The sequence below is a fragment of the Streptosporangium sp. NPDC051023 genome (assembly GCF_040689595.1).
Lineage (GTDB): Bacteria > Actinomycetota > Actinomycetes > Streptosporangiales > Streptosporangiaceae > Streptosporangium.
In genome coordinates this window covers 154,431-168,381 of the sequence record NZ_JBFBCE010000007.1, presented here as the reverse complement: position 1 = coordinate 168,381, position 13,951 = coordinate 154,431, and the positions used below count along the sequence as shown (strand labels likewise).

General features: G+C 70.8%; 12 protein-coding genes. 9 read left to right on the top strand and 3 right to left on the bottom strand.

Annotation, left to right across the window (positions count from 1 at the left end; genetic code table 11):
- From AB0395_RS07045 to AB0395_RS07015, 7 genes are all read left to right on the top strand, one after another.
- The gene (locus AB0395_RS07045) at positions 1-1,050 is read left to right on the top strand and encodes a hypothetical protein (protein ID WP_366277827.1); all 1,050 of its coding nucleotides are present in this window, start codon (positions 1-3) and stop codon (positions 1,048-1,050) included.
- Positions 1,043-1,852 (top strand): tryptophan synthase subunit alpha, encoded by an 810-nt coding sequence (gene trpA, locus AB0395_RS07040; protein ID WP_366277825.1) that lies wholly within the window; start codon positions 1,043-1,045, stop codon positions 1,850-1,852. Before AB0395_RS07045 ends, trpA begins: the two co-directional genes overlap by 8 nt.
- 19 nt (positions 1,853-1,871) lie before the next feature.
- The gene (locus AB0395_RS07035; RefSeq protein WP_366277823.1) at positions 1,872-2,246 is read left to right on the top strand and encodes an ectoine synthase; all 375 of its coding nucleotides are present in this window, start codon (positions 1,872-1,874) and stop codon (positions 2,244-2,246) included.
- A gap of 10 nt (positions 2,247-2,256) precedes the next feature.
- Positions 2,257-3,396, top strand: coding sequence for an acyl-CoA dehydrogenase family protein (locus AB0395_RS07030; protein ID WP_366277821.1), 1,140 nt, complete (start codon positions 2,257-2,259; stop codon positions 3,394-3,396).
- 77 nt (positions 3,397-3,473) lie between these two features.
- Entirely contained in the window at positions 3,474-4,142 is a 669-nt protein-coding gene (locus tag AB0395_RS07025) for an N-(5'-phosphoribosyl)anthranilate isomerase (RefSeq protein ID WP_366277820.1), read from the top strand.
- Positions 4,139-4,852 (top strand): indole-3-glycerol-phosphate synthase, encoded by a 714-nt coding sequence (locus AB0395_RS07020; RefSeq protein ID WP_366277818.1) that lies wholly within the window; start codon positions 4,139-4,141, stop codon positions 4,850-4,852. The genes AB0395_RS07025 and AB0395_RS07020 overlap by 4 nt, the downstream gene beginning before the upstream one ends.
- 22 nt (positions 4,853-4,874) lie before the next feature.
- The gene (locus AB0395_RS07015) at positions 4,875-5,594 is read left to right on the top strand and encodes an alpha/beta fold hydrolase (RefSeq protein WP_366277817.1); all 720 of its coding nucleotides are present in this window, start codon (positions 4,875-4,877) and stop codon (positions 5,592-5,594) included.
- A gap of 24 nt (positions 5,595-5,618) precedes the next feature.
- Here AB0395_RS07015 and AB0395_RS07010 read toward each other — a convergent pair whose 3' ends face one another.
- The 3 genes from AB0395_RS07010 to AB0395_RS07000 form a co-directional block, all read right to left on the bottom strand.
- Positions 5,619-6,284 (bottom strand): 4'-phosphopantetheinyl transferase superfamily protein, encoded by a 666-nt coding sequence (locus tag AB0395_RS07010; RefSeq protein WP_366277815.1) that lies wholly within the window; start codon positions 6,282-6,284, stop codon positions 5,619-5,621.
- 191 nt (positions 6,285-6,475) lie between these two features.
- Positions 6,476-7,810, bottom strand: coding sequence for a SidA/IucD/PvdA family monooxygenase (locus AB0395_RS07005; RefSeq protein WP_366277860.1), 1,335 nt, complete (start codon positions 7,808-7,810; stop codon positions 6,476-6,478).
- A 20-nt stretch (positions 7,811-7,830) separates the two neighbouring features.
- Positions 7,831-9,468, bottom strand: coding sequence for an AMP-binding protein (locus tag AB0395_RS07000; RefSeq protein ID WP_366277813.1), 1,638 nt, complete (start codon positions 9,466-9,468; stop codon positions 7,831-7,833).
- A gap of 189 nt (positions 9,469-9,657) precedes the next feature.
- On the opposite strand from AB0395_RS07000, the gene AB0395_RS06995 reads away from it, so the two are divergent.
- Positions 9,658-10,665, top strand: a complete 1,008-nt coding sequence (locus AB0395_RS06995) for an iron-siderophore ABC transporter substrate-binding protein (protein ID WP_366277812.1) — start codon at positions 9,658-9,660, stop codon at positions 10,663-10,665.
- On the top strand, positions 10,662-13,916 hold the full coding sequence (locus AB0395_RS06990) for an amino acid adenylation domain-containing protein (RefSeq protein WP_366277810.1): 3,255 nt from the start codon (positions 10,662-10,664) through the stop codon (positions 13,914-13,916). Before AB0395_RS06995 ends, AB0395_RS06990 begins: the two co-directional genes overlap by 4 nt.
- Positions 13,917-13,951: the final 35 nt, after the last annotated feature.

The following is a 13,951-nucleotide window of genomic DNA, read 5'->3' as shown; positions in this document are numbered from 1 at the left end:
ATGCACGAGGCGATTGCCACACTGCTGGACCAGCGGGCCGACGTTGATCGGGAGGCCTGGCGGTCGCTGTGGGACCGGCTCGACGGCGGCGGCCTCGACCGGGCCGAGGCGACCGCCCTGCTGGCCTCGCTGGCCACAAGACTTCCACGCCACGAAACGCTGCGGGATCTCGTGGCCTCGTTGCGCGAGCGGCGGCCCGAGGCGACCGAGCGCTGGCCGGGCTCGGTCAACATCGTGGGCACCGGCGGCGGCCCCAGAACCTTCAACATCTCCACAGCCTCGGCGTTCGTCGCGGCCGCCATGGGCGTTCGGGTCGTGAAGACGGGATCGCGCGCCTACACCAGCAGTGTCGGGTCGATCGATCTCCTCGAACGCCTCGGGGTCGGCCTGACGACGTCCCACACGCACACCGGCGAAACCCTGGACCTCTTCGGTATCGCCTTCGCAGGGCACTTCGTCTACCCGGTCCCGTTGATCCGGCTGGCACGGGCGATCGCGCCGATCGGCATGCGTCCCTTCGGCCGCTTCCTGAACGCGCTCGGGCCCTTCCTCGCGGTGCTTCCCGTGACCGCGCAGGTGACCGGCGTCTCGCAGAACGCGCCGCTGCCCGAGCTGAGGCGGCTGGCCGAGACGATCACCGATCGCCGGGTCTGGCTGTGTGCCAACGACGCCGGCGCGGATGAGCTGCTCAGCTTCGCGGACAACGTGATCTACGCCAACGACGGGTCCGGCGAGACGCGGTTGCCGTCCGGGACGCTGACCGGCGCCGACGGCACGCTCGACGACCTGCTCCCGGCGGGGGATCCCGGCTCGGTGGTCGGGCACTTCCTGGACGTGGTCTCCGGCACGGTCAACGACGTGGCCACGCGGACGGTCTGCCTGAACGCCGCATCCCTGGCCGTCGCCGCCGGTCACATGTCCGACTGGCACTCGGCGATCACCGCGGCGGAAGAGGCGATGCGCGGTGGCGCGGCTCGTGCGCTCGTCGAGAGCATGCGCGTACGGCGGCACCGGCCCGGCACGCTCACCGGAGCCGTGACGCATGGGTGAGTTCTTCTCCTGCGGGCCTGGAGGAGGACCGGGGCTGGCGGTCTTCCTCAACGCGGGCGATCCGCCGCTGGACGTCCTGGCCGACCTGGTCGCGATGCTGGACGAGAGCGGCGTCGACTGCCTGGAGCTGGCCGTACCCTTCCCCGGATCGGTCACCGACGGGCCGGTCGTGCGGCGTTCCGCGGATCGGGCGCTGGCCCGGGGCGTCGGGCTGAACGAGACGCTGAAGTTCGTCGCCGCCGTGCGTCCTGGGCTGGCACGGCTGCGAATCGCCCTGCTCGTCGACTGGAGCCATTCGCTCGCCCGGCGGCCGCTGCCCTCGGTCGTCACGGACATCGCAGGCTCGGGTGTGGACGGCCTGCTCGTGCACGCCCTGCCGCCCCGCTTGCGGGCCGGCTACTACGACGTCACCGCCGAGGCCGGGCTGCCGATCGTCACGACGTGCTACCACGGCGTCTCGGCGCCGGCCGTCATGGCCGAGGCGGCGGCCCACGCCTCGGCCTACCTCTACCTCGTCGCCCACTACGGCCGTAGCGGCACCGCGCCCGCCGCGGGTTACGGCGGGCTCGCCCGCACCGTCGCCCGGCTGCGGAAGGACACGGTCTCTCCGATCGCGGTGGGGTTCGGGGTCCGCACACGCGCGGACGTGGCGGCGATCCACGCGTGCGGAGCCGACGCCGCCATCGTCGGATCCGCGGGAGTCGCCCGCATCGAGCGGGCACTCGGGGAGGACCGCGACGTGGTCGTGGAGTTCCGCGACTTCATCCGATCGGTCCAGCCGTCCCACAACGCCGTCACTTGACAGAGACAGGGAGTCAAACATGATCATTCGCCATCTCGACAACGTGCGCACCGTGGACTGGGGCAACGGCCTGAGCCGGCGATTCCTCCTCGAATCTGACGGCCTCGGCTACACCGTCACCGACACCACGGTCCGCGCCGGGACCAAGTCGCGGCTGGAGTACCGCAACCACCTCGAAGCGTGTTACTGCATCGAGGGTTCTGGCGAGGTCGTCGACATGGACGGGACCTCCCACCCCATGGTGCCGGGCACGCTGTACGCCCTCGACCAGCACGACCCCCACTTCCTTGTGGCGAGCCCGGACGAGGACCTCCGGCTGATCTGCGTGTTCATTCCCGCGCTGCGGGGCGACGAGGTGCACAACCTCGACGAGTCCGGCTTCTCCCACTACTGAGGGATCTTTCATGATCGAGTGGACTGCGGACCAGGTAGAACTGCGCAAAGGCCTGGCCCGGTGGAGCGAGGCCCTCAATGTCGGCCATGTCGACCTGGACGAGGAGGCCAGCTTCTCCTGGGACAAGTGGAAGCTGGTCCAGCAGACCGGGATCCTCGGCCTCCCGTTCGACGAACGGTGGGGCGGGCTCGGGCAGGACCTGATCACCACGATGTACGTGCTGGAAGGCCTCGGGGAGAGCTGCCGGGACGGCGGGCTGAGTTTCTCGGTGACGACCAGCATGGCCAGCACCGGCGTCTCACTGGAGCGCTTCGGTTCGGCCGAGCTTAAGGACAGGTACCTGCCCAAGGTCTGCTCGGGCGACGCGATCGGCGCGCACGCGATCACGGAGAGCGAGGGTGGCTCCGACGCGCTGCACATGCTCACCACGGCCGAGCGCGACGGCGACCACTGGGTCCTCCGTGGGAGCAAGACGTTCGTGAGCAACGGCCCGATCGCCGACCTGTTCGTCATCTACGCGCGTACCCGCCCGGGGCGCAGCCCGCTCGGCGTCACCGCGTTCCTCGTCGAACGCGACACCCCGGGACTGGAGCTCGGCAAGCCGATCAAGAAGATGGGACTGCGCACATCGCCGATGTGCGAGCTGTTCCTCGACGACTGCCGGGTGCCCGCCTCCCAGGTCGTCGGCCGGGTCGGTGGCGGCTTCCTGGTGCTGGACCACGTGATGAAGCGCGAGATCCTCTTCTCGTTCATCGTCAACGTCGGTGAGATGCAGCATCGCGTCAACCGGTGTGTCCAGTACGCGAAGACGCGGACGCAGTTCGGCAAGCCCATCGGCTCCTACCAGGCGGTCGCGAACAAGATCGTTGATATGAAGATCCAGATGGAGACGGCCCGCAAGTGGCTCTACGACACCGGTGAGCGGCTCGTCAGGGGCCAGAACGTCACAACCGACATGGCCATCGCCAAGCTGGTGACCAGTGAGAGCAACCTGGCCTCCAGCCTGGCCGCCCTGCAGATCTTCGGCGGCAACGGCTACACGGCCGAGTACGGGCTCGAGAAGGACGTGCGCAACGCGGCCGCGGGCACGATCTACTCGGGCACCAACGAGATCCAGTACAACCGCATAGCGTCGATGATGGGCCTTTGAACCCGCTGGAGGAGGTCCGGTGCCGCACGGTACCGGACCTCGCGGCCACATCTCTTCCGCTGCTCAAGGTGTGCGGGATGACGACCCCGGACGACGTAGAGCTGCTCGCCGGAGCGGGAGCCGATCTGGCCGGCCTGTGGTACGGGATTCCCGGTGGCCACGCCGACCTGCGCGCCGGAGAGGTCACGGCGCTGGCGCAGGAGGCGAGAGGCACCCGGCGGTTGCGGCCGGTCCTGGTGACGTTCCTCAGCGACGTCAACGCCCTGCGCGAGGTGCTGGACGCCTCAGGGATCGGTTGGCTGCAACTGCACGCCTACCAGCCGCCTTCGGTGGTGCGCGCGATCCGGGAGGTCGTCGCGCCCGAGGTCGTCATCGTCAAGGTGCTGCACGTGCGCGGAGGCGAATGCCTTGAACGTCCTCTCATCCCGTCCTACGAGCGGGCGGGCACCGATGTGTTCCTCCTCGACGCGGTGACAGAGGACGGCCGGGTCGGCAGCACCGGACGGCGGATCCCCGAGCCGCAGGCCCTGGGCCTGGTGGATCGGCTGACCATACCGTTCCTGCTCGCGGGTGGCATCACGGCGGACAACCGAGGGGAGTACGCGTCGCTGGTTGAGCATCCCCGGTTCATCGGCGTCGACGTGGACACCGCCGCCCGCGACCACCGGGGCGTGTTCAGGCCGTCGCTGATCCGCCAGATCACACGTGGGTGGCGGACGGCCCGCTACGACGAGGAGAACACGTGAGTTCCCGTTTCATCGAGTCCCTGCTGGCCGCCGACCGGCGTCTGATCATGGAGGTCAAGCGCCGTGACCCCCATGGCGCCGACCTGTTCGGCGGCCGGTTGATCGCCGAGGTGGTGGCCGAGTACGAGGCCGCGGGCGCCCCATGCATCTCCGTGGTCACCGGGCGATGGTTCGGCGGTGACCACGCCTTGCTGCGCGAGGTCGCGGAGTTGACCGACCGTCCCCTGCTGCAGAAGGACTTCATCACCCGGGTCGACCAGGTGCACACCGCCAAACTACTGGGTGCCTCGGCCGTACTGCTCACGGCCGCGCTCCTGCCCCGGTCGAGCATGCGGAACCTCGTCGGTGCCTGCCTTTCCGTCGGCCTCACGCCTTTCGTCGAGGTGACGGAGGAGAAGGAGATCGACGGTGTGCCGGACGCGGACCAGTGCGTGATAGCCGTGAACAACAAGGACATCACCATCGGGGAGCGTGACACCGGAGACATCGAGCGCGGCGTCCGGCTCCTTCCGGCCCTGAAACGCAGCGGCACCCGCTGCCCGGTCAGCGCGAGCGGGATCGACCAACCCCGGGTGGCGGCCCGGTTGCTCGACGCGGGCTTCGCCGGACTGCTCATCGGGACCTCCCTGCTGCGCGCCGGTAACGTGCGGGCCTGGGCGGAGAAAGTGGACGGCCTGCGCGGCCGGCAGACGGCGAGGAGGCGGGGATGAACCGGCGAAGAAGGCGGCACCGATGACCGGCGCGACGACGTCCCAGCTCGAACTGGTCTGTTTCCCGCCGGCGGGCGGCTCGGCCGCGCTGTTCCGGCGCTGGCGGACCGCGCTCGGGCCCGGCCTGGCCATCCGGGCGATGGACCTGCCGGGGCGCGATCGCGAGGGCGCGCGGACGGCGGGGACGTCCCTGGGCGAGGCCGCCGCCGCGCTCGCGCCGGTGGTGGCGACCCGGGAGCCGTACGCGCTGGTCGGCCACAGTCTGGGCGGCCTGCTGGCCTACGAGATCGCCGCCCGGATATGCCGTACGGCGGACCTGCCCCGTCCGAGGTTCCTGCTGGTCGCCGGGACCCGTCCGCCGCACCGTACGTCGGCCGAGGCGTTCGCCGCGCTGCTCGAGCTGGACGACGACGGCATGCTCGACGCGCTCGCCCTGATGGGGGCGGTCAACCCGGCGCTGCGCACGGCCCCGTTCAGGGGATTGTTCGTACCGGCGCTGCGGGCGGACCTGGCGCTGATCGCCCGCTACCGTTTCGCCCCGGCGGCCGCGCCGCTGCCGGTGGACCTGCTGGCCTGGCACGGCAGCGGCGACGCTCTCGCGCCCGCCGACCTCGGCCGAGAGTGGGGGCGTTACACCTCCGCCCGGTTCGAGCACGCGGAGTTCGCGGGCGACCACTTCTTTCTGCACGACCCGCTCGGCGAGGTGACCTCGGCGTTGCGTGCCCACCTGTCCATCTCATAGGCCTCATAGGCGAAGCGCCGGAGGTCACTTCGCGCCGGAACGCACGGGATCCACGGTCACCGCGGTGAGCAGAAAGCCGTCGCAGGCCAACCAGCTGCCGCGGAAACCGTCGCGCCCGAGTGCGGGCGAATCGGGGAGCAGCACCCGCGCGGTGAAGGCACCGCCCGGGTCGATCTCCACCACGGCGTCGGTGAAACCGAGCCAGCGCTCGGTCAGGGGAAACCAGGCCTTGTAAACGGCCTCCTTCGCCGAGAAGATCAGCCGGTCCCAGTGGATGCCGGGCATGTCCTCCTCCAGCCGTGACAGCGTGGCCCGCTCGTCCTGCCGCGTGACCATCCCGAGCACGCCGTGGGGGAGCGGCCGCGCCGGCTCGGCGTCAATGCCGATCGAGGCCAGGGCCCCGGTCCTCGCGACCACGGCGGCACGGTATCCCCGGCAGTGCGTCATGCTGCCCACCACGCCGCTGGGCCACCGCGGCGCGCCGTTCCTGCCGCGTGTCAACGCCACCGGCGGCAGTCCGAGCTCGCCGAGCGCTCGCCGGGCACAGGCCCGTACGGTCGCGAACTCCCTGCGCCGTTTGTCCGTCGAATGGGTGACCAGCGCTTCCTCCTCGGGGAACAGCGGAGCGGGCTGGTCGTCGTCGAAGACCTCCGCAACCCTCACGTCCGGGGGAAGGATCTTCTCGATCACATCGGCTCCGAGTTCGGCGGCACCCGCGGTGGGACTCTCAACGGATGTGAACCGACCCGCGCGGCCAGCACGACGCCGCCTCCTCGAATCGCACGTAGCGGAACGTGTCCCATGATCCCGAACCGGCCCGCGGAATCGGTGAAACGTTCGTTAACGGCGCCTTATGGCGGCCGGAACAGTGAACCCGCCGCCTACCGGGCGGCCAGGCGGGAGGGGGCCGGTTCCGCGGTGCCGCTCTGACGGTGGCGCATGACCGAGTCCAGGATCTCTCCGGCCCGTACCGCGCTGTTCGACAGCAGCGAGGAGGACAGGCCGTGCGTGTGCTCGGTTCCGCCCTGCAGGTAGACACCGCAGCGCAGCTCGGCGGAGGTGAGGACCCGGTAGTCGCGTGCGACCTTGAGCCTGCCCTGTTCGTCGGTCGCGCACAGCGGGCCGAGTTCTCCCAGCAGGGCCGTCGGATCGGCGGGCCGGTAGCCTGTCGCGTAGACGAGGGCGTCGCACGACAGCGAGGTCCCGGCGGGGGATCCCGCCGTGCCGACCTCCACGCGCACGCCGTCGGGCAGTTCCTCGTGGGCCGTGACGTGCGTGGTGTTGAGGATGTGCAGCCGGGCGGAGCCGGAGACCTTCTCCTGGTAGACCCGCCGGTACAACTCCTCGATGAGGTCGAGGTCGACGACGGAGTAGTTGGTGTTGCCGTGGTAGGCGAGCAGTCGCTGCTTGACGTGCTCGGGGGCGTCGTAGAAGTCGTCCACGGCGGCGGGGTCGAAGATGCGGTTGGCGAACGCGCTGTCGTCGGCGTGACTGTATCCGTATCGGCTGAAGACGGCGTAAACCTCGGCCTCGGGATAGGAGCGGTGCAGGTGCTCGACCGCCTCGGCCGCGCTCTGTCCCGCGCCGACGACGACGAAACGCCGATGGCGCAGCGGCGGCAGGGCCCGCAGCCGGCCCAGCAGTTCGCTGGTGTGCCAGACCCGCTCGCCGGTACGGACGTCCTCCGGCAGGTGTGGGCGCAGCCCGACGCCAAGCACCACGTTGCGGGTACGGCCGACGACCGTGCCGTCGGAGGTCAGTGCGTCGACGGCCACGATCGTTCCGTCGCCGGCCCGGATCGGCCGTAGCGTCTCAACGCGTGTGCCGTAGCGCACCTGGGAGTGAAAGCGGGCCGCCGCCCACTCCAGGTAGTCGTGGAACTCGACCCGGGTGGGGAACATCGTTTTGTGGTTGATGAAGTCGGCGAGCCTGCCCCGCTCGTGCAGGTAGGAGAGGAACCCGTACTCGCTGGTGGGACGGCGCATTGTGGCCAGGTCCTTCAGGAAGGACACCTGCATCGTGGCACCCTCGATCAGCATGCCGCGATGCCAGCCGAAGCGCTGCTGGCTCTCGGCGAACAGGGCCGTCACCGGATGCGCCGCCGGATGGTCGTTGTGCTCGCGCAATGCGATCGCCAGTGCCAGGTTCGCGGGTCCGAACCCGATACCGAGTAGGTCCAGGGGGGCGTCATGGGGGGCTGAGGCGAAGTTGGGCACGCCGTTCCTCTCGTGTGCGGTCACGCGGGGGATCGCTGACCGATCAGCTGGACAAGGGCACGTTTGTCGACCTTCCCGACCGGAGTGAGGGGGAAGTGCTCGACGACCTCCAGCCGGTCCGGCAGTTTGAAGGCGGCCAGTCCGCGTTCCATCAGGAAAAGACGCAGTTCCCGGAGCTCGGGGGGAGTCGAGGCGGGCACCACGACGGCGCACAGCTGCTCCCCGTGGCCCGTGTCGGGCAGCCCGACGGCGGCGGCCCGGCGGATCGAGGGGTGCGTGAGCAGGTGGTTCTCGATCTCCTCCGCCGAGACGCTCTCCCCGCCCCGGTCGATGGTGTCCTTCACCCGTCCTTCGACGACCAGATGTCCCGAGGGCAGCTGCCGGACCAGGTCACCGGAGATGTAGTAGCCGTCGGCGGTGAAGGCGGTGGCGTTGTGCTCGGGCGCGCGGTAGTAGCCGCGCAGTGTGTAGGGACCTCGGGTCAGCAGCTCGCCCACCTGTCCGGCGGCGACCGGGAGGCCGTCGCCGTCGACGACGCGTATCTCGTCCTCAGGGCAGAGCGGGCGTCCCTGGGAGACCGCGACGATCTCGGGGTCGTCGTCGAGGCGGGTGTAGTTGAGCAGCCCCTCGGCCATGCCGAACACCTGCTGGACCGCGCAGCCCAGGCCGTCGGGGATCCGCCGGGCGACCTCCTCGGGCAGCTTGGATCCACCTGCCTGCAGTACACACAGGCTGGACAGGTCGGCGGGATCCCATTCGGCCGACTCCAGCCACAGCGGGATCAGCGGCGGCACGAGCGCGGTGATGGTGATCTTCTCGGCCTCGATGAGCGGGAACGCGTCGTGCGGCGCGGGTGAGGGCGCCAGTACGGCCTTGCCGCCGACGCTGAGGGTGCCCAGCACGCCGGGGCAGGCCAGGGCGAAGTTGTGCGCCACGGGCAGGCAGGCCAGGTAGGCGCTGCCGGCGTCCAGCCCGCAGACCTCGGCGCTGGCTCTGGCGTTGTAGCCGTAGTCCTGGTGGGTTCTGGGGATGAGCTTGGGCACCCCGGTCGTCCCACCCGAGACCAGGAGGATCGCGACGTCGGTCGCGTCGGGTTCGGGCAGCTCCCGGGGCTCGGCGTCCAGGCCGGCCAGCGCGAGGTAGGGCCCCGGATCGCCGTCGACCAGCACGTGCCGCACCGTCGGCGCCTGCTCCAGCACCGCACGGGCCAGCTCGCGGTAGTCGAATCCATCGCTTTTCAGCACGTCGGGGATGACGTAGGCGACGGCGCCCGACAGCCGGGCCAGATGGCCGATCTCGGTGATCCGGTGGGCGGGCAGGGTGAGGACCGGCACCGCTCCCAGGCGCACCAGGGCGAAGAACAGGATCACGAACGCGCCGGTGTTGGGCAGCTGGACCAGGACCCGGTCGCCGGGACGGATGCCCAGGCCGGCCAGCGCGGCGGCCATCCGGTCGGCGCGCCGGTCGAGGTCCCGGTAGGTGAGACGGTCCTCGCCGGCCACCAGGGCGGTGTTCTCGCCGTAGGCGTCGGCCCACTCGGTGAGCAGGGCTCCGAGCGTGCGGCCATCCCAGATGCCCTGTTCGCGGTAGCGGGCGGCCGGGCCGGGCGGCCAGGGAGTGAGTCCGGAGGGCAGGGGAGAGGGGACGGCTGAGGGCATCAAAGCTCCAGCGGAGTCGGGGTTTTCGGCGTTGGGATTCGGGCCTGGAGGTATTGCGTGAGGCGAATGTACGAGATTAATTTAGGTTAGCCTACCCAAACATGATTTAGGCTAGCCTATCCAAATATTGATCTACCCCATGTTCGACCGGAGGTCCAGATGTCCCAGCGTCCTTTCACCCTCACTCCGATGAACCGGCGGAGTTTCCTGGGGGCGGGGGCGGCCGTCGGAGCGGGCCTTCTCCTCACCGCCTGCGGAGCGGCCACCGAGGCCGCGCCTCCCGCCGCGGCGCCCACCGGTTCGGCCGCACCCGTCGCCGACGCGGGAGGATTCCCCCGCACGATCGCCACCAAACTCGGCCAGATCACCATTCCCAAGCGGCCCGAGCGGATCGTCACCGTCGGATTCCCCACCGGGACGGCCGACGCCGCCCTGGCGTGCGGCGTCGTCCCGGTCGGCATGCCCAAGGCGGCCGGTCACCCCGGTGAGATCGAGCCCTGGGTCTCCAGCAGGCTGCAGGGCAAGACGCCCACCCTGATCGAGGCCAACACCGTCGACGTCGAGCAGATCCTCGCGCTCAAGCCCGATCTGATCCTGGCCGGGATGCACCGGACCATCCCCGACGACTTCGCCAAGCTGTCCCCCATCGCCCCGGTGATCAGCTACGAGGGCGAGGCTCCCTTCCAGGACACCTGGCAGCAGCAGACCACCCTGATCGGCAGGGCGCTGGGCGCCGAGGACAAGGCGGCCGCCGCGATCAAGGAGGTCGAGGACAAGTTCGCCAAGATCCGTGCCGACCACCCGGGTTGGCAGGGCAAGACGTTCACCTTCACCCAGGGAGCCACGTTGGCGCAGATCCCCACCGTGACCGATCCGAACGAGGCCTCGGCCCGGATGTTCTCCTCCTTCGGCTTCGAGCTCTCGCCCAAGGTGCGGGAGCTGGGCGCCAAGCGTGAGGTGAGCGCGGAGCGCCTGGACCTCATCGACGCCGACCTGGTCGTCGTCTTCTTTCCCTCCCCCGACGCGCAGAAGACCTTCGAGGGCAACACGGTCTTCTCGAAGATCCCGGCGGTCAAGGAAGGCCGGTACGTCACGGTCGACGCCTCGCTGGCCTTCCCGCTGATCGCCCCCGGTGTGCTGAACGTGTCCTGGGCCATCGACCAGATCCTGCCGAAGATCGAAAAGGCGATGGCGTGACGGCCGGGGACACCCTGACCCGGGAGGAACGGCTCCGCGCGCTGCTGCGCCGCAGGCTCGACCAGCGCGGTCTGGCCGCTCCCGACGCGGAGCGGGCCCGCATTCCGCGCCGCCCGGCGGGTGAGCCGGTCCCGCTGTCCTACGCCCAGCAGCGGATGTGGTTCATCCATCAGGTCGACCCGAGCGGCGCGGCCTTCAACGTGTGCATCATGCTGCGGCTGGCCGGGCAGCTCGACCCGGCCCTGCTGCGGGACGCCTTCTGGCGGGTCACCGACCGGCAGGAGGTGCTGCGCACCGTCTACCGGACCGACCCGGACGGCGCGCCGTACCAGCTCGTGCTGGACCGGCTGGCTCCCGAGTGGCACGAGCGGGACCTGAGCGGCCTGCCCGACGCCGAGCGCGAGCCGGCGCTGGCCGCGCTGGCCCGCCAGGCGGGGCGCGACCCGTTCGACCTGGCCAACGGCAGCCCGCTGCGCCTGGTGCTGGTACGGCTGGCCGACGAGCGGCACGCGCTGGTCATGGTGGTGCAGCACATCGCCTGGGACGGGATGACGTTCGGGGTGCTGTCGGCGGAGCTGAGCGCCGCCTACCGCGACCTCGCGGCGGGTCTGCCGGAGACGCGCCCCGAGCTGCCGGTGCAGTACGCCGACTTCGCGGCCTGGCACCGCGACCGATGGCAGCGCGACCCCGACCGAAGCCAGATCGAGGCCTGGCGCTCCAGGCTCACCCCGCCTCCGGCCAGGATCGACCTGCCAACCGACTTCGAACGCACCGCCACGGTCAGCGGCGAGGGCGGCCGCCACACCCACCACCTGCCCGCCGACCTCACCGGCGGGCTCACCGCGCTGGCCGCGAGTGCGGGCGCGACCCCGTTCATGGCGCTTGTGGCGGGGCTGGCCGCGCTGCTGGGCCGCTACGCCCAGTCAGAAGAGGTCGCGATCGGCACGCCCACCCTCAACCGTGACCACGCCGAGCTGACCCGGTTGATCGGCAACCTGGGTAACACGCTCGCGCTACGCGTCGACCTGAGCGGCCGTCCCTCCTTCCGCGAGCTGCTTGAACGAGTTCGGGAGGTGTGCGCCGAGGCGTACGCCAACCAGGACGTCCCCTTCGACCTGCTGCTGGACGAGCTCGGCGTGGAGCGGAGACTTGATCGCGGGCCGCTGTTCGACGTCACGATCGTCTTCCTCACCCAGGGCATGACCGGGCCCGAGCTGCCCGGCCTCGAGGTGACCTGGGAGACCTTCCACAACGGCACCGCCCAGCTCGACCTGTCCTTCGAGGCGTTCCTGCTCGGCACCCGCCTGTCCATCGAGGCGACCTATCGCGGCGCGCTGTTCGACGAGGCCACCGTGGTCAAGCTGATGCGCAGGCTGGAGCAGATCCTGGCGCAGGCCGTGGCCGACCCAGAAGTGCCGGTCGCCGACCTGGACCTGCTGCTCGCCGAGGAACGCCCGCTCGTCATGGGCGAGTGGGCGCGCAGGCCGCCCCCCGGCCCGGTGCCCGAGGTCACCGTGACCGACCTGTTCGAACAGCAGGCGGCGGCCTCCGCCGATCACCCGGCGCTGGCCGTCGAGGGCGGCAGCCTGTCCTTCGAGCATCTCAACGAACGGGCCAACCGGCTGGCCAGGCTGCTGGCCGCGGAGGGGGCGGTCCCGGGCGGACTGGTCGCGCTGGCGCTTCCACGCTCGCCGGACACGATGGTGGCGATCCTGGCGGTGCTCAAGTCCGGCGCCGCCTACGTCCCGCTGGACACCGGCTACCCGGCCGACCACCTGGCCTACGTCCTGGCCGACGCGCGTCCGGCGATCCTGCTGACCGCGGGGGGAGCCGACGTGCCGGCACCGCCGGACGGGACGCGCCTGATCGACCTGGACGCCCCGGAGACGGCGGCCCACCTGTCCGGCCTGCCGGGACACAACCTCGCCGTCCCGATCGACCCCGCTCACCCGGCGTACGTGATCTACACCTCGGGTTCGACCGGACGGCCCAAGGGCGTCGTCGTCCCGCACCGGGGCCTGGTCAACCTGTTCCACAGCCACCGCGAGGACCTGTTCACGACCGCGCGTGAGCGCACGGGGCGGGACCGGCTGCGGGTCGGGCACGCCTGGTCCTTCTCCTTCGACGCCTCCTGGCAGCCGCAGCTGTGGCTGCTCGACGGGCACGAGCTGCACGTCCTGTCCTATGACACCTACGCCGACCCGCGCACCCTCGCCGCCGCCATCGACGAGCGAGGGCTGGACTTCATCGAGCTCACCCCCTCCCTGCTGGAGGAGACGCTGCGCTGGCTGGAGGCCGAGCACGACGGACGGCTGCCCGCGGTCCTCGGCTTCGGCGGGGAGGCGGTCTCGCCCGCACTGTGGCAGCGGCTGGCCGAGCTGCCTGGCACGGCGGCCTTCAACCTGTACGGCCCGACCGAGGCGACCGTTGACTCGCTGATCGCCCGGGTGCTGCCGGGGCGCGGACCGGCGGTCGGCCGCCCGGTGTACGGCGCGACGGTGGCGCTCCTGGACGGCGCGGGCCGGCCGGTGCCGCCCGGTGTTCCCGGGGAACTGCACGTCGGCGGTGACGGGCTGGCCGAGGGCTACCTGGGCCGCCCCGACCTGACGGCGGAACGTTTCGTCACCGGGCCGGGAGGCGAGCGCCTCTACCGGACGGGCGACCTGATGCGCTGGCGGGACGACGGCGAGCTGGAGTTTCTCGGCCGCGCCGACGACCAGGTCAAAATCCGCGGCTTCCGGGTCGAACCAGCCGAGGTCGAGGCGGCGCTGCGGCGGGCGACCGGTGAGCGCCCGGTGGTGGTGACCGTCCGGGAGGAACGCCCCGGCCTGCGGCGGCTCGTCGGCTACGTGGTCGACGCCGGAGGCACCCTGGACCCCGCGGCGGTCCGGCGCGCGGTCGCCGCCGAACTGCCCGACCACATGGTCCCCTCCGCCGTCATGTCGCTGTCGGCGCTGCCGCTGCTGCCCAACGGAAAGCTGGACAGGGCGGCGCTGCCCGCCCCCGCGCCCGAGGCCAGGTCAGGGCGAGCACCGCGGACTCCGGCGGAGGAGGCGCTGTGTGACGCCTTCGCCGAGGTTCTCGGCCTGGAGTCGGTCGGCGCCGAGGACGACTTCTTCGAGTTGGGCGGTGACAGCCTGGCCGCCGTCCGGCTCGTGCGGGCCGCCCGTGAGCGGGGCGCGGAACTCGGCGTCCGTGATCTGTTCACATGCAAGACCCCGGCGGCGCTCGCCGCTCTGGCCTCCTCCTAGAACGCAGCCGTCCCCTACCCGCCCGCACCGTCAAG

Excerpts from the sequence above, each read along its gene's own strand:
- AB0395_RS07045 (WP_366277827.1), top strand. The coding sequence starts at position 1 with ATGCACGAGGCGATTGCCACACTGCTGGACCAGCGGGCCGACGTTGAT.
- AB0395_RS07015 (WP_366277817.1), top strand. The coding sequence starts at position 4,875 with ATGACCGGCGCGACGACGTCCCAGCTCGAACTGGTCTGTTTCCCGCCG.
- AB0395_RS06995 (WP_366277812.1), top strand. The coding sequence starts at position 9,658 with ATGAACCGGCGGAGTTTCCTGGGGGCGGGGGCGGCCGTCGGAGCGGGC.
- trpA (WP_366277825.1), top strand. The coding sequence starts at position 1,043 with ATGGGTGAGTTCTTCTCCTGCGGGCCTGGAGGAGGACCGGGGCTGGCG.
- AB0395_RS07030 (WP_366277821.1), top strand. The coding sequence starts at position 2,257 with ATGATCGAGTGGACTGCGGACCAGGTAGAACTGCGCAAAGGCCTGGCC.
- AB0395_RS07035 (WP_366277823.1), top strand. The coding sequence starts at position 1,872 with ATGATCATTCGCCATCTCGACAACGTGCGCACCGTGGACTGGGGCAAC.
- AB0395_RS07000 (WP_366277813.1), bottom strand. The coding sequence starts at position 9,468 with ATGCCCTCAGCCGTCCCCTCTCCCCTGCCCTCCGGACTCACTCCCTGG.
- AB0395_RS07025 (WP_366277820.1), top strand. The coding sequence starts at position 3,474 with ATGACGACCCCGGACGACGTAGAGCTGCTCGCCGGAGCGGGAGCCGAT.